The 20,833-nt window shown below is 74.6% G+C and carries 21 protein-coding genes and 1 tRNA gene; 15 read left to right on the top strand and 7 right to left on the bottom strand.

Going from position 1 to position 20,833, the window contains the following annotated elements; all coding sequences use genetic code 11:
- Positions 1 to 224: 224 nt before the first annotated feature.
- Entirely contained in the window at positions 225 to 908 is a 684-nt protein-coding gene (locus AB0L89_RS02285; RefSeq protein WP_365133945.1) for an ElyC/SanA/YdcF family protein, read from the top strand.
- A gap of 125 nt (positions 909 to 1,033) precedes the next feature.
- The gene (locus tag AB0L89_RS02280) at positions 1,034 to 3,256 is read left to right on the top strand and encodes a molybdopterin oxidoreductase family protein (RefSeq protein ID WP_365132872.1); all 2,223 of its coding nucleotides are present in this window, start codon (positions 1,034 to 1,036) and stop codon (positions 3,254 to 3,256) included.
- Between the two features lie 37 nt (positions 3,257 to 3,293).
- Here the strand turns inward: AB0L89_RS02280 and AB0L89_RS02275 are convergent, their stop codons facing one another.
- The 3 genes from AB0L89_RS02275 to cutA form a co-directional block, all read right to left on the bottom strand.
- On the bottom strand, positions 3,294 to 3,581 hold the full coding sequence (locus tag AB0L89_RS02275; RefSeq protein ID WP_365132869.1) for a DUF6355 family natural product biosynthesis protein: 288 nt from the start codon (positions 3,579 to 3,581) through the stop codon (positions 3,294 to 3,296).
- 166 nt (positions 3,582 to 3,747) lie between these two features.
- Positions 3,748 to 4,230: a gamma-glutamylcyclotransferase family protein gene (locus tag AB0L89_RS02270; RefSeq protein WP_365132866.1), complete on the bottom strand. Its 483-nt coding sequence runs from the start codon at positions 4,228 to 4,230 to the stop codon at positions 3,748 to 3,750.
- Positions 4,227 to 4,583 (bottom strand): divalent-cation tolerance protein CutA, encoded by a 357-nt coding sequence (gene cutA, locus AB0L89_RS02265; RefSeq protein ID WP_365132863.1) that lies wholly within the window; start codon positions 4,581 to 4,583, stop codon positions 4,227 to 4,229. Before cutA ends, AB0L89_RS02270 begins: the two co-directional genes overlap by 4 nt.
- Positions 4,584 to 4,833: 250 nt before the next feature.
- Between cutA and AB0L89_RS02260 the strand changes: the two genes are divergently transcribed.
- The 3 genes from AB0L89_RS02260 (at position 4,834) to AB0L89_RS02250 (ending at position 6,941) form a co-directional block, all read left to right on the top strand.
- On the top strand, positions 4,834 to 5,652 hold the full coding sequence (locus AB0L89_RS02260) for a hypothetical protein (protein WP_365132861.1): 819 nt from the start codon (positions 4,834 to 4,836) through the stop codon (positions 5,650 to 5,652).
- A 155-nt stretch (positions 5,653 to 5,807) separates the two neighbouring features.
- Positions 5,808 to 5,915: transfer RNA gene (locus AB0L89_RS02255), tRNA-Val, on the top strand.
- Positions 5,916 to 6,941 carry a HAMP domain-containing sensor histidine kinase gene (locus AB0L89_RS02250; RefSeq protein WP_365132858.1) on the top strand — a complete coding sequence of 342 codons (1,026 nt, stop codon included), beginning with the start codon at positions 5,916 to 5,918 and terminating at the stop codon, positions 6,939 to 6,941.
- A 37-nt stretch (positions 6,942 to 6,978) separates the two neighbouring features.
- Here AB0L89_RS02250 and AB0L89_RS02245 read toward each other — a convergent pair whose 3' ends face one another.
- Positions 6,979 to 7,671, bottom strand: coding sequence for an NAD(P)H-dependent oxidoreductase (locus AB0L89_RS02245; protein ID WP_365132855.1), 693 nt, complete (start codon positions 7,669 to 7,671; stop codon positions 6,979 to 6,981).
- A 63-nt stretch (positions 7,672 to 7,734) separates the two neighbouring features.
- Here AB0L89_RS02245 and soxR point away from each other — a divergent pair, with 63 nt between their 5' ends.
- From soxR to AB0L89_RS02225, 4 genes are all read left to right on the top strand, one after another.
- Positions 7,735 to 8,244 (top strand): redox-sensitive transcriptional activator SoxR, encoded by a 510-nt coding sequence (gene soxR / locus AB0L89_RS02240; RefSeq protein ID WP_365132852.1) that lies wholly within the window; start codon positions 7,735 to 7,737, stop codon positions 8,242 to 8,244.
- A gap of 10 nt (positions 8,245 to 8,254) precedes the next feature.
- A complete protein-coding gene (locus AB0L89_RS02235; RefSeq protein ID WP_365132849.1) occupies positions 8,255 to 9,052 on the top strand; it encodes an aminotransferase class IV in 798 nt (265 codons plus the stop codon).
- Between the two features lie 350 nt (positions 9,053 to 9,402).
- Positions 9,403 to 9,954, top strand: coding sequence for a hypothetical protein (locus AB0L89_RS02230; RefSeq protein WP_365132846.1), 552 nt, complete (start codon positions 9,403 to 9,405; stop codon positions 9,952 to 9,954).
- Between the two features lie 117 nt (positions 9,955 to 10,071).
- On the top strand, positions 10,072 to 10,725 hold the full coding sequence (locus tag AB0L89_RS02225; RefSeq protein ID WP_365132843.1) for a class F sortase: 654 nt from the start codon (positions 10,072 to 10,074) through the stop codon (positions 10,723 to 10,725).
- A 9-nt stretch (positions 10,726 to 10,734) separates the two neighbouring features.
- On the opposite strand, the gene AB0L89_RS02220 is transcribed toward AB0L89_RS02225, so the two are convergent.
- The 3 genes from AB0L89_RS02220 to AB0L89_RS02210 form a co-directional block, all read right to left on the bottom strand.
- A complete protein-coding gene (locus tag AB0L89_RS02220) occupies positions 10,735 to 11,517 on the bottom strand; it encodes a TSUP family transporter (RefSeq protein WP_365132840.1) in 783 nt (260 codons plus the stop codon).
- Positions 11,518 to 11,632: 115 nt separating this feature from the next.
- Positions 11,633 to 11,824 carry a hypothetical protein gene (locus tag AB0L89_RS02215; protein WP_365132837.1) on the bottom strand — a complete coding sequence of 64 codons (192 nt, stop codon included), beginning with the start codon at positions 11,822 to 11,824 and terminating at the stop codon, positions 11,633 to 11,635.
- Between the two features lie 389 nt (positions 11,825 to 12,213).
- Positions 12,214 to 13,776: a ferredoxin reductase family protein gene (locus AB0L89_RS02210; RefSeq protein ID WP_365132834.1), complete on the bottom strand. Its 1,563-nt coding sequence runs from the start codon at positions 13,774 to 13,776 to the stop codon at positions 12,214 to 12,216.
- A 247-nt stretch (positions 13,777 to 14,023) separates the two neighbouring features.
- Here AB0L89_RS02210 and AB0L89_RS02205 point away from each other — a divergent pair, with 247 nt between their 5' ends.
- The 6 genes from AB0L89_RS02205 to AB0L89_RS02180 all read left to right on the top strand — a co-directional run bounded on the left by AB0L89_RS02205 (position 14,024) and on the right by AB0L89_RS02180 (position 20,819).
- Entirely contained in the window at positions 14,024 to 15,259 is a 1,236-nt protein-coding gene (locus tag AB0L89_RS02205) for an FAD-dependent oxidoreductase (protein WP_365132831.1), read from the top strand.
- Between the two features lies 1 nt (position 15,260).
- Positions 15,261 to 17,864 carry a nitrite reductase large subunit NirB gene (nirB, locus tag AB0L89_RS02200; protein WP_365132828.1) on the top strand — a complete coding sequence of 868 codons (2,604 nt, stop codon included), beginning with the start codon at positions 15,261 to 15,263 and terminating at the stop codon, positions 17,862 to 17,864.
- Positions 17,861 to 18,184: a nitrite reductase small subunit NirD gene (nirD, locus tag AB0L89_RS02195; protein ID WP_365132825.1), complete on the top strand. Its 324-nt coding sequence runs from the start codon at positions 17,861 to 17,863 to the stop codon at positions 18,182 to 18,184. Before nirB ends, nirD begins: the two co-directional genes overlap by 4 nt.
- A gap of 108 nt (positions 18,185 to 18,292) precedes the next feature.
- A complete protein-coding gene (locus AB0L89_RS02190; RefSeq protein WP_365132822.1) occupies positions 18,293 to 18,877 on the top strand; it encodes a TetR/AcrR family transcriptional regulator in 585 nt (194 codons plus the stop codon).
- 142 nt (positions 18,878 to 19,019) lie between these two features.
- Positions 19,020 to 19,802, top strand: a complete 783-nt coding sequence (locus AB0L89_RS02185; protein WP_365132819.1) for a glucose 1-dehydrogenase — start codon at positions 19,020 to 19,022, stop codon at positions 19,800 to 19,802.
- Between the two features lie 90 nt (positions 19,803 to 19,892).
- The gene (locus tag AB0L89_RS02180; protein WP_365132816.1) at positions 19,893 to 20,819 is read left to right on the top strand and encodes an oxidoreductase; all 927 of its coding nucleotides are present in this window, start codon (positions 19,893 to 19,895) and stop codon (positions 20,817 to 20,819) included.
- Positions 20,820 to 20,833 lie beyond the last annotated feature (14 nt).

Here is a 20,833-nt window from a genome sequence, read left to right as displayed (position 1 = left end):
CGGGCCGGGGTCAGGGGCGGGGCTCGGGGCTGTGTCGGGGGTGGTCTCCGGGTTGTTTCGGGGGCGGGAGTCGATGACGCGGTCGGTGGGGTCGCTTACGGTTGTGGCAGTGATCGGATCGGGGGAGATCCGGTGGGCACGGGGGCGATGGCATGGAACGGACGGGGTGGGCGCGGCGGTCGAGGCCGCCGGGCCGGTGGCGGGACCAGCAGGCCGGGCAGTGGCTGCGGCGGGTGCGGCGGCGTGCGCGGCTGCCGCGCACGCGGAAGGGGCAGCGCAGGGCCGTGCAGGCGGTGATGGCGCTGTGTGTGCTCGCGCTGCTGCCGACGACCTGGCTGTTCGTGGCGACGGACGACGAGGTGGGCACGGTCGCGGGCGCCCCGCGGTCCGAGGTCGCGATGGTGTTCGGGGCCGGGCTGTGGAAGGGCGAGCCGTCGCCGTATCTGGCGCACCGGCTGGACGCGGCGGCCGAGTTGTACCGCGCGGGACGCATAGAGGTCGTGCTCGTCACGGGCGACAACAGCCGCGAGGACTACGACGAGCCGGACGCCATGCGCGCCTACCTGACCAAGCACGGGGTGCCGGACCGTCGGATCGTCAGCGACTACGCGGGGTTCGACACGTGGGACTCCTGCGTCCGCGCCAAGAGGATCTTCGGCGTGGACCGGGCCGTGCTGATCAGCCAGGGCTTCCACATACGCAGGGCGGTGGCGCTGTGCGACGCGGCGGGCGTCTCGTCGTACGGCGTGGGGGTGGACGCGGTGCACGACGCGACCTGGTACTACGGCGGCGCGCGGGAGGTGTTCGCGGCGGGCAAGGCGGCGGTGGACTCGGTGTTCCGGCCGGATCCCCGTTTCCTCGGCCCCCGCGAGCGGGGCGTGGACCGGGCACTGGCCACGCCCCGCTGAGGGGGCGCCCCCGTCAGGGACACGACCGCCTCACCGTGCGGCGCGCGGGCCGCTGAGGTCCGCTTACCCCGCGCGTAACGCGATCGCGCGGCGGCGCGTAACACGCACGGCGGAGCCTGGACCGCATGCACTCCACCGCGACACCGGCGACCCCGACCCACTGTCCGTACTGCGCCCTGCAATGCGGGATGGGCCTGGCCGCGGGCCCTCGGGGCGTGGACGTGGTGGAGCGCGCCGGGTTCCCCGTCAACAAGGGAGCCCTGTGCGGCAAGGGGCGTACGGCCCCCGCGCTGCTCTCCTCCCGGGTGCGCCTGACGGAGCCACTCGTCCGGTCCCACGCCACGGGCAGGCTCGCACCGGCCACCTGGGAGGAGGCCCTCGACCGGGTCGCCGACGGGCTGTCCCGCACGCGGACGGATCATGGCGCGGACGCGTGCGGGGTGTTCGGCGGGGGCGGGCTGACCAACGAGAAGGCGTACGCGCTGGGCAAGTTCGCACGGGTGGCGCTCGGCACGTCGCAGATCGACTACAACGGACGGTTCTGCATGTCGTCGGCCGCGGCGGCCGGGCAGCGGGCGTTCGGGCTGGACCGGGGGCTGCCGTTCCCGCTGGCGGACATCCCGCGCACCGGCTGCGTGATCCTCGTCGGGTCGAACCTCGCCGAGACGATGCCGCCGGCACTGCGGTACCTGACCGAACTGCGTCAGAACGGCGGCACGTTGATCGTGGTCGATCCGCGGCGGACGCGCACCGCGGAGCAGGCCGACCTGCATCTGGCACCCCGGCCGGGCACGGACCTGGCGCTGGCGCTGGGCCTGCTGCACCTGGTCGTGGCCGAGGGCCGCACGGACGAGGCGTTCATCGCGGAGCGCACGAGCGGCTGGGACCGGGCGCGGGCGGCGGCGATGGCGCACTGGCCCGAGCACGTCGAGCGGATCACCGGGGTGGCGGTGCCCCGGCTGCGGGAGGCGGTGCGGATGTTCTGCGACGCCGGGGCCGCGATGGTGCTGACCGCGCGCGGGCCCGAGCAGCAGTCCAAGGGCACGGACACCGTGGGGGCGTGGATCAATCTGTGCCTGGCCACGGGGCACGCGGGGCGCCCACTGTCCGGGTACGGCTGCCTGACGGGCCAGGGCAACGGCCAGGGCGGGCGCGAACACGGCCAGAAGGCGGACCAGTTGCCCGGGTACCGCAAGCTGACCGACCCGGCGGCGCGGGCGCACGTGGCGGGGGTCTGGGGGGTGGACCCGGACACGCTGCCCGGCCCCGGCAGGTCGGCGTACGAACTGCTCGACGCGCTCGGCGGGGACGTCAGGGCGCTGCTCCTGATGGGGTCCAACCCGGTGGTGTCGGCGCCGCGGGCCGCGCATGTGGAGGAGCGGCTGCGCTCGCTCGACTTCCTCGCGGTGGCGGACGTGGTGCTGTCCGAGACGGCCCGCCTCGCGGACGTGGTGCTGCCGGTGACGCAGTGGGCCGAGGAGACCGGGACGGTGACGAACCTGGAGGGCCGGGTGCTGCTGCGGCGCCGGGCGGTGGCCCCGCCCGACGGGGTGCGCTCCGATCTGGACGTGCTGCACGGGCTCGCGGAGCGGCTCGGGCACGGGAAGGGGTTCCCCACGGACCCCGAGGAGGTGTTCGAGGAGCTGCGCAGGGCGAGTGCGGGCGGGGTCGCGGACTATGCGGGGATCTCGTACGAGCGGTTGGCGGAGGGGGACGGGGAGGGGGTGTTCTGGCCGTGTCCGGCGGAGGGTGCGGGGCTCGCCGAGGAGTCGGGGACCGGAAGGGAACCGGGGACGGGCGGGGGCGCGGAGACGGGCCGGGGCCCGGGTGGTGTGCCGCATCCCGGGACGCCCCGGCTGTTCCTCGACCGGTTCGCGACGGAGGACGGGCGGGCGCGGTTCGTGCCGGTCACGCACCGGGCCTCGGCCGAGGAGCCGGACGCGGAGTATCCGGTGCTGCTCACCACGGGGCGGGTGCTCGCGCAGTATCAGTCGGGGGCCCAGACGCGGCGGGTGGCGGAGCTGAACTCCGCGGCTCCGGGGCCGTTCGTGGAGCTGCATCCGCGGCTTGCGGCGCGGCTGGGGGTCGTGGAGGGCGAGCGGGTCGCGGTGGTGTCGCGGCGCGGCCGGGCGGTCGCGCCGGCTCGGGTCACCTCGGCGATCCGCTCGGACACCGTGTTCATGCCGTTCCACTGGCCGGGCGAGGGGCGGGCCAACTCGCTGACGCATCCGGCACTGGACCCGGTGTCGCGGATGCCGGAGTTCAAGGTGTGCGCGGTGCGTCTTGAGCGGGTGGACCGCGGGCCGGCGCAGGGGGCGCGGGAGGCGGCGGGACGGGCCCGGGGCTGAGGCTTCCCCGGGCCCGCCGATGGTGGCCGGCGAGAGGTCAGCAGGTGCGTCCGATGTACCAGGCGCCGTCCACGTCCCCTGCCTCACCGATCCAGGTGACGCCCGGGCCCACGCACTGGATCGTGTTGGGACCCCAGTCGTCGATCTCGATGAGGATCTTCGAGCCGTCGCTCGTGCAGTGGTTGTAGTACGCGTCGCTTCCCGTCTCGAAGAACCCGCAGGGGTCCTTCACGGACGGCTCGGCGGAGGCCGAGGACGCCATCGACATCCCCAGGCCCAGGGCCAGGGCGCCGATCAGGGCCGGCAAGGTACGGCGAACTCGCATGAGGCGTCTCCTTCTTGGGACAGGTGCTCGCGCACCACCTCGTGCACCGGCCCACGCCGGTGCACACGGAGAGCTTCCAGTCACTCACTGTCCGTAGTCGCGCGAAGTCGCCCGCACGAGTGATTCGATCCATCAGATCGAGTGCGCGGGCGTTTGAGCTGCGGATTCAGCCTGGCGGGGCGGGAGTTGAGCCCTGGGACGGGAGTTGCCGGCCGAGCCGGTGTGACGCCCAGTCACCGTTGCCGATCACCGCACCCGAGGTGCGCAGCCCGGCCGCCACGTGCGGGGCCGCCACGTACACCCAGGCGCGCACCGGCCCTCCCTCCGGACGGACCACGTAGCGCACGATCCGCTCGTACAGGTTGCGGGGGTCGCCCGGGACGTACTCCTCCAGCAGGTCCAGGGCGACGAGGAGACGGTCGTACGCGGCGGGCAGCGCGGTCACCAGCTCGCCGCGCACCGGGCCCGCCTCGGGGTCCTCGACGAGGTAGGGGTAACCGGGTCCGTCGTACAGGACCGCGCCCGGCAGCAGGGCGGGCTCCTGCGTGGCGACCCGGCCGGCCAGGTGGGCGGCGTGGTTGCACTCCCCCGGGCGCAGCGTGCCGTACACGAAGAACGGCAGCCGGGCCGCGCCGCCGGGCCCGCTCACTCGACGGCTCCCCGGTCCCCGACCTCCTGCGCCACCCAGTCCAGGTAGGCCGCGCTCCCCCGGACCACCGGTGTGGCGATGATCTCCGGGGTGTCGTAGTCGTGGGCGCCGGTGAGCCATGCCTCCAGGGCGGCGTACCGTGCGGGCGTCGTCTTGAGCAGCACCTGCCACTCCTGGGCGGTCTCGATGCCGCCCTCCCAGCGGTAGACCGAGGTGACGGGCCCGGAGATCTGCGCGCAGGCCGCGACCCGCTCCTCGACCGCGCCGCGCGCGAGGCCCCGCGCCTTGTGTTCGGTGTCCGTCGTGGTCAGCACGGTCAGCGCCCGTACCGCCGGTTCGTCGTCCATAGGCATACGCCGATTGTGCACAGCGGCGCGGGCGGGTGCCCCGGAAGAACGACGGCCAGAGGCCGGGGACCAGGTCCAAGGTCCCGAAAATGGCGATTCCCGCTCCTTTATTCGCGACTGTTACACAACCTCCCGTTTTCCGTGATGGACGGTTCCTACCGTCGAGAGCGGTGGCCGGTCCCTCTGCCGAATCCCCTGTGCAGTCCCCGGACCGGCCACCACCAGCCTCCGCACCCGCCGCGACAGTCAGCCACTCATGAACCCGATCCCCCGCCGCCTGCTCCTCCTGGGCGCCGTCCCCTTCGTCGTGCTCGCGGCCCTCGTGCTCACCGGGTGCGGCGGCACGAACGGGCTCGGCGCGGGCGAGGCCGCGCCCTCCGTGTCGATGCAGCCGCGCCCCGAAGCGGTCTGGCCCGCCTGGTCGGGCACGTCCTCGCGCGCGCCCGGCGCCGAGGCCGGCACGCACCAGCCGCCTCCGGAGGCGTTGAAGGGCCTGCCGAAGGTCGGTTCCGGAGGGCTCGCCGCGATGGACGTCCACGCGATCCTGCGGGCCGATCCGCGGACCAGGCCGCTCGCCGACCGCGGGATGATCGACCGCCCGGGGCGGGCCGGGCTGCGGCCGCCGATGTTCGTGGACCTGACCGGCGACAAGAAGCCCGAGATGCTCGTGGCCGCCGACACGGAGAGCGGCCGGAACGTCCTGGCCGTCTACACCGAGCGCGACGGCAAGGTCTATCCGATCCTGTTCACCTCCGGCAGGACCCTGAGCATCGAGACGATCGGCCCCGATCTGCTGGTGCGCACGCCCTGCGCGGACGGCGGCGAACAGGCCGTGCGCTTCCACTGGAACGGCATGCGGATGACCGCCGTCCCCGACGTCAAGGACTACAAGCGGCCGGGACGTCCGAACGGGACCGCCGAGCCGAAGCGGACCGCGGAGCCGAAACGGCCCGCCGAGCCGAAACAGCCCGCCGCCCCGCAGCGGACCGCCGACCCCACGAGCACCCCGCCCCCGCCCCCGCCCTCGTCCCCGTCTCCCGCCTCATCCCCGTCCCCGTCCCCCGGAGCGCCCTGATGCGGCGCTCCGGGGTCCGCGCCGCCCTCAACAGCCTCGGCCTGCGCTGGAAGATCACCGCGCTGCTCGCCGTGGGCTGCGCGGTGGTCGCCGTCGCCATCGGCCTGCTCGTCCACAAGGCCCGCCTCGACCAGGTCACCGACAGCGCCCGGTCGGGGGCGGTGGCGCAGTTGGTCCGCGTGCGTCAGCTGTACGAGCTGACGGGGCAGGTCGACCAGGACGACACGGACTCCGCCATCGACGATCCCGCCCTGCCCGCGCCGTTGCGGCAGGCGGCGCTGGCCGGGCAGCGCCAGACCTACCTCGACATGTCCTCGGGCGACCCGTGCGTCTGGGCGGCGCGGCCGGTCGGCGACAACCCGCGCCATGTGCTGTCCGTCCGCCAGCCGCTCGACGAACAGGCCGACGAGATGGCCGAATTCGACCGGCAGCTGATGGTCTCGGGCGCCGTCGTCGTCGGGCTGGCCGCGCTCGGCGGCGCCGGCCTGTCCAGCAGGCTCAGCCGGGAGCTGCGCACCGCGGCGGCCACCGCGCGCCGCATCAGCCAGGGCGACCTCGACGCCCGCATCGACCACCCGCGCCCGCCCGGCCTGCGGCACGGCAAGGACGAGGTCGCCGAACTGGCCACCGCCGTCGACACGATGGCCGCCTCCCTCCAGCAGCGTCTGGAGGCCGAGCAGCGGTTCACCGCGGATGTCGCCCATGAGCTGCGCACCCCGTTGACCGGGCTGCACACGGCGGCCGAGCTGCTGCCGCCGAGCCGCCCGACCGAGCTGGTGCGCGACCGGGTCCTCGCCCTGCGCACCCTCACGGAGGACCTGCTCGAAGTGGCGCGCCTGGACGCGGAGGTGGAGAAGCCTGACCTGGACGTGCATCCGCTGGGGCGGCTGGTCGAGACGATCGCGGAGCGCGCGGGGTGTTCGACGGCCGGGTTCACCGCGCAGGGCACGAGGAGCGCGTACGGGACGTTCGTCCGCACCGACGCGCGCCGGCTGGAGCGGATTCTGGCCAACCTCGTCGGCAACGCCCGCAAGCACGGCGCCGATCCGGTCGAGGTGCGGATCGACGGCGTCGAGGTCACGGTCCGCGACCACGGTCCCGGCTTCCCCGACCACCTGCTCGAGGAGGGTCCGCAGCGCTTCCAGACCGGGGCGCGGGAGCGCGGCCAGGGCACGGGCCTCGGCCTGACCATCGCGCTCGGCCAGGCCCAGGTGATCGGGGCCCGCGTGGATCTCTCCAACGCGCGGGACGGCGGCGCGGTGGCGGTGGTGCGCCTCCCGAGGGCCTGATGCCCGTACGCCCCCGACGTACGCCCCTCCCGAGGGCCTAACTCCCGTACGGCCGGACCGCCTTGGCCGACCGCAGGGCCCAGCCCCACCAGGCCAGCTGGTCGAGCATGGTCTTGGCCGCCGCGTCCGCCTGCGCCGGGTCGCGGTGGCGGCCCTCGTCGTCGAAGAGGGTGCCCGCGTTGTGGAAGGAGACGGTGTCGCGGATGGTCACGGTGTGCAGCTCGGCGAAGACCGGGCGCAGGTGCTCGACGGCACGCAGGCCGCCGGAGAGCCCGCCGTAGGAGACGAAGGCGACGGGCTTGGCCTGCCATTCGGCGCGGTGCCAGTCGATGAGGCTCTTCAGGGACGCCGGGTAGGAGTGGTTGTACTCGGGGGTGAGGACGATGAACGCGTCGGCGGCGGCCAACTGCGGGGTGACCTTGTCCAGTTCGGCGGCCACGGCGGGGTCCGGGCTGAAGGAGAGGGCCGTCGGCAGGTCGGACTCGGCGAGGTCGACGACGTCCGGGACGAGGTCGGAGCGCTCGCGGACCCGGGCGAGCAGCCACTCGGCGACGATCGGCCCGAAGCGGCCCTCGCGGTTGCTGCCGACGACGACGGCGACGCGGAGCGGGGCGTCGCCGTCACCGGCACCGAGGGCTCCGGCGGGAGCGGCCTCGACCCCGGCATCGAAGGGGGACTTCAGGGAGGACGTCGACGGGGAGGACGTCGAAGGGGACGTGGTTTCGGTCATGCGCCAAGCCTCGTAGTTAAACCATGGTTCAGGTCAAGCGGTGCCGCGGCTACGCTGACGGCCATGAGCGCCCCCCTCGACCCGCACGCGAAGGAAGCCACCGTCGGCGAGCTCGCCGCGCGCAGCGGAGTCGCTCCCTCCGCTCTGCGGTTCTACGAGCGCGAGGGGCTCATCACCTCCCGCCGCACCACCGGCAACCAGCGCCGCTACAGCCGCGACACCCTGCGCCGGGTCGCCTTCATCCGCACCTCCCAGCGGCTCGGCATCCCGCTGGCCACGATCCGCGACGTGCTCGGGCTGCTCCCGGACGACCGCACGCCGACCCGCGAGGACTGGGCCCGGATCTCCGCGTGCTGGCGCGAGGACCTCGACACCCGGATCCGCACCCTGGAGCGGCTGCGCGACAGCCTCACCGACTGCATCGGCTGCGGCTGCCTCTCGCTCGCCAAGTGTGCGCTGTCCAACCCGTGGGACGAGCTGGGCGAGCGGGGGCCGGGGCCGCGCCGCCTGGTGGAGGAGCGGGATCCGGTCGAGGAGACCCGGGAGAGGACGCCGGCGGAGGGCGTCTCGTAGCGTGACGCCCATGACAACCACCGCGCCGGCGCAGCGCATTGAGATCGACGGACGTCCCGCCACCGCCGAGAGCCTGCTGTGGCCGGCGCTCGTCACCACCGGGCACTTCACCGCGATGCAGGTCAGGGGCGGCCGGGTGCGGGGGCTCGACCGCCATCTGGCGCGGCTCGACGCGGCCACCCGCGAGCTGTTCGGGCAGAGCCTCGACGGGGAGCGGGTGCGCGGCCTGGTGCGGCACATCCTGCGGGACGACACCGCCGACGCCTCCGTACGCGTCTACGTCCACGCCCCCGACGACGAGCCGTCCCTCATGGTCACGGTCCGGCCGCCGACCGAGCTGGCCGCCACGATGGCGGACCGCGCGCAGGCGTTGCGGTCCGTGCCGTATCAGCGGCCCTTCGCCCACATCAAGCACCTGGGCGGCTTCGCGCAGGCGCGCCACGGCGATCTCGCGCGGCGCGCGGGCTTCGACGACGCGCTGCTCACCGGCCCCGACGGGACGATCAGCGAGGGCGCCGTCACGAACATCGCCTTCTTCGACGGCACGGACGTCGTGTGGCCCGACGCCCCGCACCTGGCGGGCATCGCGATGCAGCTGGTCGAGGCGGGGCTGCCCGCCGCGGGGCTGCCCACGCGGCACGCGCCGGTCACGCTCGCGGACCTGCCGTCGTACGCGGCGGCCTTCGTCACGAACTCCTGGGGGATCAGTCCGGTGCGGCGGATCGACGACGTCGCCTACAAGGTCGACGAGAAGCTGATGGCGATGGTGGCCGGGGTCTACGAGCAGGTGCCCTGGGACACGGTCTGAGCCGGTGACGGGTGCCGCCCCGGGCGGGGACCCGGTCTGAGCCGGGGCCGGTGCCACCCCGGGCGGGGACCGGTCCGGGCGCCCGTGACGGGTGTCGCCACGGAGGGGGTCACCCATTCACAGGCGCCGTGCGCGCCCTTCGGACTCGTGCCGTCCGCACGCCGGTGACCTGCTGGAACGCCGCCCGCACCGGGTCGGGAGCCGCCCCATCCGCGCCTTTCTGATGGCCCATCAGGAGGCGTGCGCCGCCGAGTGCCACTTACCTCGGTAGAGCGGGGTTCGACCGACGCAGCGGCACTTGGGGGTGCCGCGGGCCGTGCCTTCGCGAAGGCTCTCGGAGGAACGAGTACATGCGCATCGCCCGCCTGCTGACCGGTACCGCTCTCGCCGTGGCGGCGGCGGGCGCGGCGGCCTCCCCCGCGTCCGCCGCGGCCTCCGGAGGCCTGGAGATCCATCCGGCCACCGTCACGCCGGGCACCACCGTCACCGTGAACACCACCGCCTGCGGCTCGGGCGGGACCGCGACGGGCGACGCGAGCGCGGTGGGCGCGGGCACGTTCACGCTGGCGCCGAGCATGCACCAGGAGGACGCGGTCGGGCAGTTCAAGGTGCCGCCGTCCGCGCAGCCCGGCACGTACGAGATCGTCGCCAAGTGCTCCGGGTCCGGCGGCTCCGGCGTGAAGAACAAGCAGGTCACGGGCGATCTCATGGTGACGGTCACCTCGACCGCGGCGGCCGGTGAGCGGCAGCAGCCGCACCCGAAGGGACACGTGAAGACGGGGGTCGGCGGCGCGCTCGGTCCCGACCCCGTGCAGACCGCGGCGGGAGTGGCGGCGCTGGCCGTCGCCGCCGCGGGCGGTACCTGGCTCCTGCATCGCCGGGCGAGAGGCGACAGGATCTGACGGACACCCTCCGCTGTCCACCGGTACCGCCACCCCTGCCCCCTCCCCGCCCATGTCCCCTCGTGGGCGGGGAGGGGGACGAGGGCCCGGCCCGCCCGACCCCGAGGGGGACGCCGTATGCCTCGCAGGAAGACCGCCAACGCCGTCATAGGTGCCGTCACCGCCGTGGCGCTGTGCTCCGGGGCGTGGCTGCTGCGCAGCGGCGCCGCGTCGCATCCGCCGCCCCAGCCCTCCGCCGCGCAGGCCGCGTCGGCCCGGCCCGGCGCCCATGAGCACGAGCGGGCCGCCGTCCGCGACCGGGGCCCGGCGCCGCTGCCGCCCTCCCCGCCCGACCGGGTGCGGATCCCCTCGATCGGCGTCGACGCGCCCCTGATGGGCCTCGGCCTGACCCGCCAGGGCAGCCTCGACGTCCCGCCGCCCGAGCGCGAGAACCTCGCGGGCTGGTACGAGGCGGGCACCACGCCCGGCGAGCGGGGCACCGCCGTCGTGGCGGGGCACGTCGACAACAAGGAGGGGCCCGCCGTCTTCTACGAGCTGGGCGCGCTGGAGAAGGGCAGCACGATCGAGGTGGAGCGCAGGGACGGCGGGGTGGCCGTCTTCACGGTCCACGCGAACGAGGTGTACGACGCGAAGGACTTCCCCGACGAGAAGGTGTACGGCCCCGCGGCCCGCCCCGAGCTGCGGGTCATCACGTGCGGCGGGAAGTACTCGAAGAAGACCGGCTACCAGGGCAACGTGGTGGTCTTCGCGCACCTCACCGGGGTCCGCTAGGGCGGTCGGCTAGGCCACCCACTGCTCGTACGCCATCTTCACCACGAGCCCGAAGACGGTGGTCAGGAGCACGATCCGGACGAAGCCGCTGCCCTTCTTCAGCGCGGTGCGCGCGCCGAACATGCCGCCCGCGAGGTTGAACAGGGCCATCAGGCCGGCCAGCTGCCACAGGACGGCGCCCTGCCAGGCGAACATCGCGAGGGCGCCCGCGTTGGTGCAGCAGTTGACGATCTTCGCGGTGGCGGAGGCCGCGACCAGGTCGAGGTGGAGCACGGCGGTCAGGGCGAGCACGAGGAAGGTGCCGGTGCCTGGCCCGATGAGGCCGTCGTAGAAGCCGATGCCGAGACCGGCGAGGCCGATCGCGGCGAGGATGCGCTTCGGGGACGCGGGCTCGGCCGAGGGCGCGGTGCCGAAGGCGGGCCGCAGGATCACGAAGGCGGCCACGGCGAGCAGCACCACCATGATCACGGGCTTGAGGACCTCGGTGCTCATGCCGGCCGCGAAGAAGGCGCCGCCCATCGACCCGGCGAGCGCGGCGAGGCCGATGCGGACGGCGGTCGGCACGTCGACGGGGGTCTTCCTGACGTACGTCACCGCGGCGCCCGTCGTGCCGACGATGGCGACGGCCTTGTTCGTGCCGAGGGCGTGCGCGGCGGGCGTGCCGCCGGGCAGGCCGAGCAGCAGGGCGGGGAGCAGCAGCAGTCCGCCGCCGCCGACCACGGCGTCGATCCAGCCGGCCGCCAGGGCGGCGAGGCAGAGGACGACGACCGTGGTCAGGGATATGTCGGGCATGATCGCGACCTTATGGACGCGATGCGTGTGCCGTCCATCGAACCGGGGAGAGTTGAGGGTCTTCTGAGCTTGCCGGGCCGGGCCAGGGCACCCGGCGACCGGCCGTGGCGGGTCGTCAGGGGGCCGCCTGCGGGTCCGGGGCCGTCGCCGGGGCGCGGTCGGGGGCCGGGGGCGCGGACGGGTCGACGGTGAGGGCGAGCGCGGTGGCGAAGAGCGCGCTCGCTCCCGCGAGGCCCGCGGTGAGCGCACGGCGGGCCTGACGGGTGGGGCCCCGGTCGGGGGCGGCGGGTCTGCGGTGGCGTCCCATGGTCACCTTTCTGCGGGGTCTCGGTCCCGCGGTGGGTCTCGGGCCCGCGGTGGGTCGGCGGATTCTCGGGCTCGCTGCGGGGGCTCGCCCTACTGGGGTCTTGGCCTGCTGGGGTCTCGCCCTGCTGGGGGTCTTGGCCCGCCGCAGGTCTCGACCTGCGGCGGGTGTGGGATCACAGCGGGTCCTGGCCCACTGCGGGCCTCTACTCACTGCGGGCCCCGCCCCGCTGGGGGTCTTGCCTTGCTGCGGGTCCTGGCCCCCTGCGGATCTCGCCCCGCTGAGGGTCTCGCCCCACTGCGGTCTTGGCTCACTACAGGTCTCGACCTGCTGCGGGTCCAGGCCCGCTGCGGGGCCGCCGCGCCGCGGTCCCCGCCGCTGCGGGGCTCGGTTCAGAACGTGAAGCACTCGGCGTGGATCCGTTCCTCGGGGACTCCGGCCCGGACCAGCGCGGTGGTCGCGGCGGCGGACATGCCGGGTGGGCCGCACAGGTAGACGTCGTGCTCGGCGAGGTCGGGGACGAGGTTGCGCAGGGCCTGCGGGGCGAGCGGGTCGAAGGCGGCGTCGGAGGGGCCGAGCAGATAGTGCAGCGCGGCCCGCCGGCCGCGCGCGATCTCCTCCAGCTCCTCGCGCAGGACGAGCTGCTCCGCGCTGCCCGCGCGGTAGAGGAGGGTCAGGTCGCCGGGGCCGCCGGGCAGCGTCTCGAACAGGGCCCGCATCGGGGTGATGCCGACGCCGCCCGCGAGGAGCAGCACCTTGCGGCGCGTGCGCCGGTGGGCGGTGAGCGCGCCGAAGGGCCCGGTGGCCAGGACGCGCGTGCCGGGCCGCAGCCGCCGCATCCGCCGGGTGTGGTCCCCGGCAGCCTTGACGGTGATGCGCAGGGTGTCGCCGCGCACCGGCGCGGAGAGCGAGAAGGGCAGCGCCGTGTGCCAGAGCCTGCGCCGCAGGAACCGCCAGCGGAAGAACTGCCCGGGTTCGGCGCGCAGTTGGTCGAGGCCGATGCCCTGCATGACCACGGAGACGACGCCGGGCCCTTCGGCGCGTACGTCGACGACGCGCAGGCTGTGCCGCAGCGCCTGCCGCACGGGGACCACGAGGCGGTACCAGACCAGGAGCACGGCGACGGTGGCGTGCAGCAGGGACCACAGCCACACCGACAGGACGTTCGACGCGACGTCGGGCCCGGCGAGCTGGTGGGCGAAGGCCAGCGCGGCGCCGAGGTAGGTGAGCAGGTGCACGGCCCGCCAGGTCTCGTGGGGCACGCGGCGGCGCACGGCGCGGGCGGAGCTGACGCCGACGGCGGCGAGCAGGGCGGTGCCCGCGGTGGCGGCGGCGAGGCCGGGGTAGCCGAGCAGGTCGAGGGCGGCGCTCAGGAGGTCGGTGCCGGCGTGGGCCGCGTACCCGCACAGGGCGAGCAGCGCGTGGCCCGCGCACAGGCTCAGCACGTACCGCCCGCCCAGCGCGTGCCGCCGCGCGAGCAGGTCGGCGCCGACGCCGTGCTCGACGGCCGGGACGCGGGCCATCAGGAACAGCATGACGAGGATCCCGTACCCGGCGAGCAGCCCCGTCAGGTGCGCCCCGGTGGCGAACAGCACGTCGAGCCGCGCGGACGGCTCGGCCTGCACGGCCCACAGGGCGGTCACGCCCGCTCCCCCGCCGAGGATCCCGACGCGCAGGGCCCGCGGGGAGACCCGGACCGGCGGGACGGGGGCGGCGGGCGCGGCGGGGCGGGCCGCGGCGGCGCCACGGGCCCGGCGCCGACCGCCGGACGGCCGCCCGGCCGGTGCCGGGCGCGAGGGCGCCGGGGGCGCCGGGGGCGCCGGGGGCGCCGGGGGCGTCAGCGGCACGGTCGGCATGGGCGGTATCGGCGCGTCCGACGGCGGCTTCGTCCGGCTCAGGTAGGCGGAGAAGGCCGGGTACGCGTCGAGTCTGGGGTCGGCTGCCTCGGTGGTCACGGCGGCACACTAGGCGCCGGGACCCGCCGGAAGAGGCTGGTCAGCGGCGCACGGGAGATCCTTAAGGCGGCCTTGAGGATCGGCTCAACAGGGGTTAAGCCAGGGGCTCCCGCGGCGGGCCCGGCAGGGGCCCGTGGCCCGGTGCGCGGCCCCTCACACCCGCGGACGCCCCGTGCTGAGGGCAGCGTTCCCCCCGGGAAACAGCGGCGATCCGGCCGGGTAACACCCGCCCCGCAGGCTGCGGGACATGACATCGACGGTAGTGGTGATCGGCGCGGGCCTCGCGGGCACCCGCATCGCCCAACGCCTCGGCGCCGACACCGTGCTGATCGGCGAGGAGGAGCACGCCCCGTACAACCGCGTCCTGCTCGCCGAGGTCCTCGCGGGCCGGTACGGCCCGGACGTCATCGCCCTGCCGAGCCCCGAGGGCACCACGCTGCGCACCCGGGCGGTCCGCGTCGACCGCGCGGAACGGCGGGTGCACTGCGCGGACGGCACCGTCGTCCCGTACGGCACCCTCGTCCTCGCGACCGGCTCGAACCCCGTCCTGCCGCCCCTGCGCGGCCTGTTCGCGCCCGGCGCCCGGGAACTCCCCCGTGGCGTGCACGCCTTCCGGACCATGGACGACTGCCTCGCCCTGTCCGCGGCGGTGGCGCCCGACACCCGCGCCGTCGTCATCGGCGGCGGCCTCCTCGGGGTCTCCGCGGCCCGCGCGCTCGCCCGGCGCGGCGCCGAGGTCGTCCTGGCCCAGCAGGCCGAGCGGCTGATGGAGCGCCAGCTCGACCCGGCGTCCTCGGAGTTGGTGCGGCGCCACCTGACCGGCCTGGGCGTGGAGGTGCACACCGAGTGCCGGGTGCGCGGGCTCGGCGTCGACGGCGGTGCCGTGCGCCGCGTCGAACTCGCCGACGGCTACGCCCTGGACACCGAGCTGACCGTCCTGGCCTGCGGGGTGCGCCCCCGCACCGGTCTGGCGCTGGGCGCCGGCCTGGACGTACGCGAGGGGATCGTCGTGGACGACCTGCTGCGGACGTCCGATCCGCACGTGCGGGCCGTCGGTGACTGCGCCGAGCACGCGGGCCGCGTCTACGGCCTGGCGACCCCGGCGGTGGAGCAGGCCGACGCGCTCGTGGACGCGCTGACGGGCGCGGCCCGCGGACGGGCCGCCCGCCCGTACACCGGCAGCCGCACCCTGACCCGCCTCACGCTGCCGGGCCCCGGCCCCGACGCCCTGGACCTCGCCGCCTTCGGCGAGGTCGAGCCGCGCCCCGACGACGACGTCGTCGAGCTCGCCGACGCCACCCGCGGGACGTACCGCAAGGTCGTCGTCCGCGGCGACCGGCTCGTCGGCGGCGTGCTGCTCGGCGAGCTCGGCTCGGTGGGCGCCCTGGCCCGCGCCTGGGAGTCCGCCGAGCCGCTGCCCGACGACGCTGGCCCCCTGCTCCACCTGCTCACGCCCGACCTCACCCCCGACGGAGGCCGCTGACATGCCGCAGCCCGAACACACCCCGCGACCGCACCGCCCCACGCTCGCCCTCGTGGGCCACGGCATGGTCGGCCAGCGCTTCCTGGAGGCCGCCGCCGAGCACGGGCTCACGGCGAGCCACCGCGTGGTGGTCCTGTGCGAGGAGCCGCGCCCCGCCTACGACCGGGTCGCGCTCACCTCGTACTTCTCGGGCCGCACTCCCGACGAACTGTCCCTGACCGACCGGGAGTTCCTCGACCGGCACGGCATCGAGCTGTACGTCGGCGAGCCCGCCGAGCGCATCGACCGGGAGAGCAGGACGGTCACCGCGCGCTCGGGGCGGACCTTCGCGTACGACACGCTCGTCCTCGCGACCGGCTCGTACCCGTTCGTGCCGCCGGTGCCCGGCAAGGACGCCACGGGCTGTTTCGTCTACCGCACCATCGAGGACCTGCTGGCCATCGAGGAGTACGCGAAGACGCATGCCACGACCGGCGCCGTCGTCGGCGGCGGACTGCTCGGCCTGGAGGCGGCGGGCGCGCTGCGCGGGCTCGGACTGACCACGCACATCGTGGAGTTCGCGCCGCGCCTGATGCCGGTGCAGGTCGACGAGGGCGGCGGCCGGGCGCTGCTGCGCACCATCACCGGCATGGGCCTGACCGTGCACACCGGCACCGGCACGCAGGAGGTCCTCACGGACGGGGACGGCGCCGTGCGGGCCATGAAGCTGTCCGACGGCGGTGAACTGGCCACGGACATGGTGGTGTTCTCGGCGGGCGTGCGCCCGCGCGACCGGCTCGCCCGTGACATGGGCCTCGCGGTCGGCGAGCGCGGCGGCATCGCCGTCGACGAGCGGTGCCGCACCAGTGACCCGGACGTGTACGCGATCGGCGAGTGCGCGCAGGCCGTGGACGGCCGGGTCTACGGGCTCGTCGCGCCGGGCTACGAGATGGCCGCGACGGCCGCCGCCGCGATCGCCGCCCGCGAGGCGTCCTTCACGGGCGCCGACCTGTCCACCAAGCTGAAGCTCCTCGGCGTGGACGTGGCGTCCTTCGGCGACGCGCACGGCACGGCCGAGGGCTGCCTCGACGTCGTGTACGCCGACTCCCGCTCGGGGACGTACAAGAAGCTGGTGATCGGCGCGGACGGCACGCTGCTCGGCGGGGTCCTCGTCGGCGACGCGGAGGCGTACGGCACGCTGCGCCCGCTCACCGGGTCCGTGCCGCCCCTCGCGCCCGAGCAACTGGTCCTGCCGGCGGGCGCGGGCGGCCCGGTGGTGCTCGGCCCCGCCGCGCTGCCCGACTCGGCCGTCGTCTGCTCCTGCCACAACGTCACCAAGGGCACGATCCGCGGCGCCGTCACCGAGCACGGCTGCACGACGGTGCCCGAGGTCAAGAAGTGCACCAAGGCCGGTACGGGCTGCGGCAGTTGCGTGAAGGTGCTCGGGCAGCTGGTGGACGACGAGCTGTCGGCGTCCGGCGTCGAGGTCGACAAGGGCCTGTGCGGCTGCTTCGGCCAGACCCGCCAGGAGCTGTACGAGATCGTGCGCGCCCTGCGCGTCACGTCCTTCCGCGCGCTCCTGGACGGGCACGGCCGCGAGGGCGCGCGCGGCGGCGAGGGCTGCGAGGTCTGCAAGCCGGCGGTCGGCTCGATCATCGCCTCGCTGGCCCCGACGATCGGCGCGGACGGCTATGTCCTGGACGGCGAACAGGCGGCGCTCCAGGACACCAACGACCACTTCCTCGCCAACCTCCAGAAGAACGGCTCCTATTCGGTGGTGCCGCGCATCCCGGGCGGCGAGATCACCCCCGAGAAGCTCATCGTCATCGGCGAGGTGGCGCGGGACTTCGGGCTCTACACGAAGATCACCGGCGGCCAGCGCATCGACCTGTTCGGCGCCCGGGTCGAGCAACTGCCCATGATCTGGACGCGGTTGGTGGACGCGGGCTTCGAGTCGGGGCACGCGTACGGCAAGGCGCTGCGCACGGTGAAGTCCTGCGTCGGGCAGACCTGGTGCCGCTACGGCGTGCAGGACAGCGTGCGCATGGCCATCGATCTGGAGCTGCGCTACCGCGGGCTGCGGGCGCCCCACAAGCTGAAGTCGGCGGTCTCCGGCTGCGCGCGCGAGTGCGCGGAGGCCCAGTCCAAGGACTTCGGCGTGATCGCCACGTCCAGCGGCTGGAACCTGTACGTGGGCGGCAACGGCGGCGCGACCCCGCGCCACGCGGACCTGCTCGCCCAGGACCTGGACGACGCCGCCCTGGTGCGCCTGATCGACCGGTTCCTGATGTTCTACATCCGCACCGCCGACCGCCTGGAGCGCACGGCGGCGTGGCTGGAGCGGATCGAGGGCGGCCTCGACCACGTGCGGGACGTCGTCGTCGACGACTCGCTGGGCATCTGCGCCGAGCTGGAGGCGCTGATGGCCGACCACGTCACGCACTACCGCGACGAGTGGGCAAAGACCCTCGACGACCCCGAACGCCTCGCCCGCTTCGTGTCGTTCGTGAACGCGCCGGGCGTGCCGGACCCCACGGTCGGCTTCGTCCCCGAGCGGGACCAGATCAAGCCGGACCTGCCCCTGCTCTCCCTCAGCCCCCGGCCCCTGGAAGGAGCCTCCCGATGAACGTCCAACTCCGTCTGGCGGACGACTGGTTCGCGGTCTGTGAGCGGGCGCGGCTGACGCCGGGGCGGGGCCTCGCGGCCCTGCTGCCCGACGGCAGGCAGGCCGCGCTGTTCCTCGACCGCGAGGGCCGCGCGTACGCCATCGACAACCGTGACCCGTTCACGGGCGCGGCGGTGCTCTCGCGGGGCCTGCTCGGCTCGGCGGACGGGCGGCCGTTCGTCGCCTCGCCGCTCCTGAAGCAGCGGTTCGACCTGGCGACGGGGCGGTGCCTGGACGACGACGAGGTGACGGTGGCGGTCCATCCGGTCCGGATCGCGTGACGGGCACCGGGCCGCGTGACCGGCACCGTCCACTCGGCGGGGACCCCTTGACTGGTCGTTCCAGAATTTGCTTGACCGGTCGTTCCAGAAAGCCCTAGAGTCCTCTTCGTGGCCAGGACCAAGGAATTCGATCCGGACGCCGCGCTGCAGTCAGCCCTGGAGCTGTTCTGGCGGCGCGGCTACGAGGCGACGTCCATGGCGGACCTCGTCGAGGCGCTCGGCATCGGGCGCGCCAGCATCTACGCGACCTTCGGGAACAAGCACGACCTGTACCTGAAGGCCCTGGAGCGGTACGGGGAGCAGCAGAAGCCGCTGCTGCTCTCCGAGCTGGCGCAGCCGGGCCCCGCGCTGCCCGCCGTACGCGCGGTCGTCCGCCGCTTCGGCGCGGAGGCCACGGCGGACGAGCACCGCCTGCCCGGCTGTTTCGTCACCAACACGGCGACGGAGCTGGCGCCGCACGACGCGGCGGCCGCGCGCAGCGTCGAGCGCAGCTGGGACAGCATCGAGACCCTGCTGCACTCCGCGCTCGTGCGCGCCCGGGCCCAGGGCGAGCTGCCCGAGGACCGCGACCCGCTGACGCTGGCCCGCATGCTGCTCGTCCTGATGCAGGGCCTGCGCGTGGTCGGCAAGGCGAGCGGCGAGCCGGCGCGGATCCGGGACGCGGTGGAACAGGCGCTGGCCCTGCTGGACTGACCTCAGGCGCCCCCTCCCCCCTTCCGCCCCCTGTCGCACACCCCTGTTGCACACCTCCTTTTTCATGCCCTCATTCACGCCCTTATTCATGTCCTTATTCATGCCCTAATACTAGACCGAACGGTCAAGAAAGAGTGACGTCATGACTGGCGCAGCACCCACCCGCACCCGCTTCACCGGCCGCACCGCCCTCGTCACCGGCGGCGGCTCCGGACTCGGCCGGGCCATCGCGCTCGCGTTCGCCGCCGAGGGCGCGAACGTCGTCGTCGCCGGGCGGACCGAGGCCACCCTGAAGGAGACCGTGACGCTGATCGAGGAGGCCGGCGGCACCGCGCTCGCCGTCACCGCCGACGTCGCCCGCTCCGCCGACCTGGCCGCGCTCGTCGCCGCCACCGTCGAGCGCTTCGGCTCCCTGGACGTGGCCGTCAACAACGCGGGCATCCTGCGCGCCGGGCAGCCGGTCGCCGAGCTGCCCGAGGAGGACTGGCGCACGATGCTCGACATCAACGTCACCGGCGTCCTGCTCGCCCTGCAGGCCGAGGTCAGGCAGATGCGCACGCAGTCCACGGGCGGCGCGATCGTCAACATCGGCTCCACGCTCGGCGCGCACACCAGCCTGGCCGGCACCGCGGCCTACGGCGCGACCAAGGCCGCCGTCTCCGCGCTGGGCCGCGCGGCCGCCGCCGAGCACATCCGGGACGGCGTCCGCATCAACACCGTCAGCCCCGGCTCCTCCGACACCACCATGTCGTTCCGCCCCGGCGAGACCGAGGCCGACCGCGCGGCCCGCGTGAAGGAGACGAACCCGCTGGGCCGGGTGTCGACGACCGGGGAGGTCGCCGCGGCCGTGCTGTACCTCGCGGCGGACGAGTCGGGCTCCGTGGTCGGCGCGGACCTGGTGATCGACGGAGGCGCGGCGGCCTGAGGAAAGTGCCTGCCGTAGGCTCCCCCTCCGACTTACCGTCGAGTAAGAAGACGGTGTCGTACGAGAAGCCGATGGAGAGGGAGCCCTGCCATGGCCGCCTGGACCGCGAGCGACATCCCCGACCAGAGCGGCCGCACGGCCGTGGTCACCGGAGCGAACAGCGGCATCGGCCACATCACCGCGCGCGAGCTGGCCCGCCGCGGCGCCCGCGTGATCCTCGCCTGCCGCAGCGAGGAGCGCGGGCGCGGCGCGGTGGACCGGGTGCTCGGCGACGTGCCGGGCGCCGCCGTGGAGTTCCGGCCGCTCGACCTCGGGGACCTGGCGTCCGTACGGGACTTCGCGGGCGCGTACGACGACGAGCGCCTCGACCTCCTGATCAACAACGCGGGCGTCATGGCCCTCCCCCAGGGCCGCACCGCGGACGGCTTCGAGACCCAGTTCGGCGTCAACCACCTCGGGCACTTCGCGCTCACCGGCCTGCTGCTCCCCCGCCTCCTGGGCACGCCCGGGGCCCGGGTCGTCAGCGTCTCCAGCGGTTTCCACGCGCTCGGCACCATCGACTTCGACGACCTCAACGGCGAGCGGCGCTACCGCCGCTGGATCGCCTACGGCCGCTCCAAGACGGCCAACCTCCTCTTCATCCACGAACTGGCGCGGCGCCTGGCGGCCACCGGCTCCGACGTCGTCGCGGCCGCCGCCCACCCCGGCTACGCCTCGACCAATCTGCACAGCGCGGGCCCCCGGATGGAGGGCCGCAGGACGGCCGAGCGCGTCATGGAGCTCGGCAGCCGCGTCATCGCGCAGTCCGCGCGGGCGGGGGCGCTGCCCACGCTGTACGCGGCGACGGCGCCCGGCGTGCGCCCCGACTCGTTCACCGGCCCCGGCCCGCTCGGCTACCGCGGGGCGCCGACGCGTTCGTGGCGGATGAAGTGGACGCGCGACGACGCGACGGGCGAACGGCTCTGGGCGGCCTCGGAGCGGCTGACGGGGGTGCGGTACGACGCCCTCAAGGGCTGAGCCCCGTAACGCGC

The sequence above is a fragment of the Streptomyces sp. NPDC052114 genome, from assembly GCF_040680155.1.
Lineage (GTDB): Bacteria > Actinomycetota > Actinomycetes > Streptomycetales > Streptomycetaceae > Streptomyces.
This window is presented reverse-complemented; position numbering and strand designations above follow the sequence as displayed.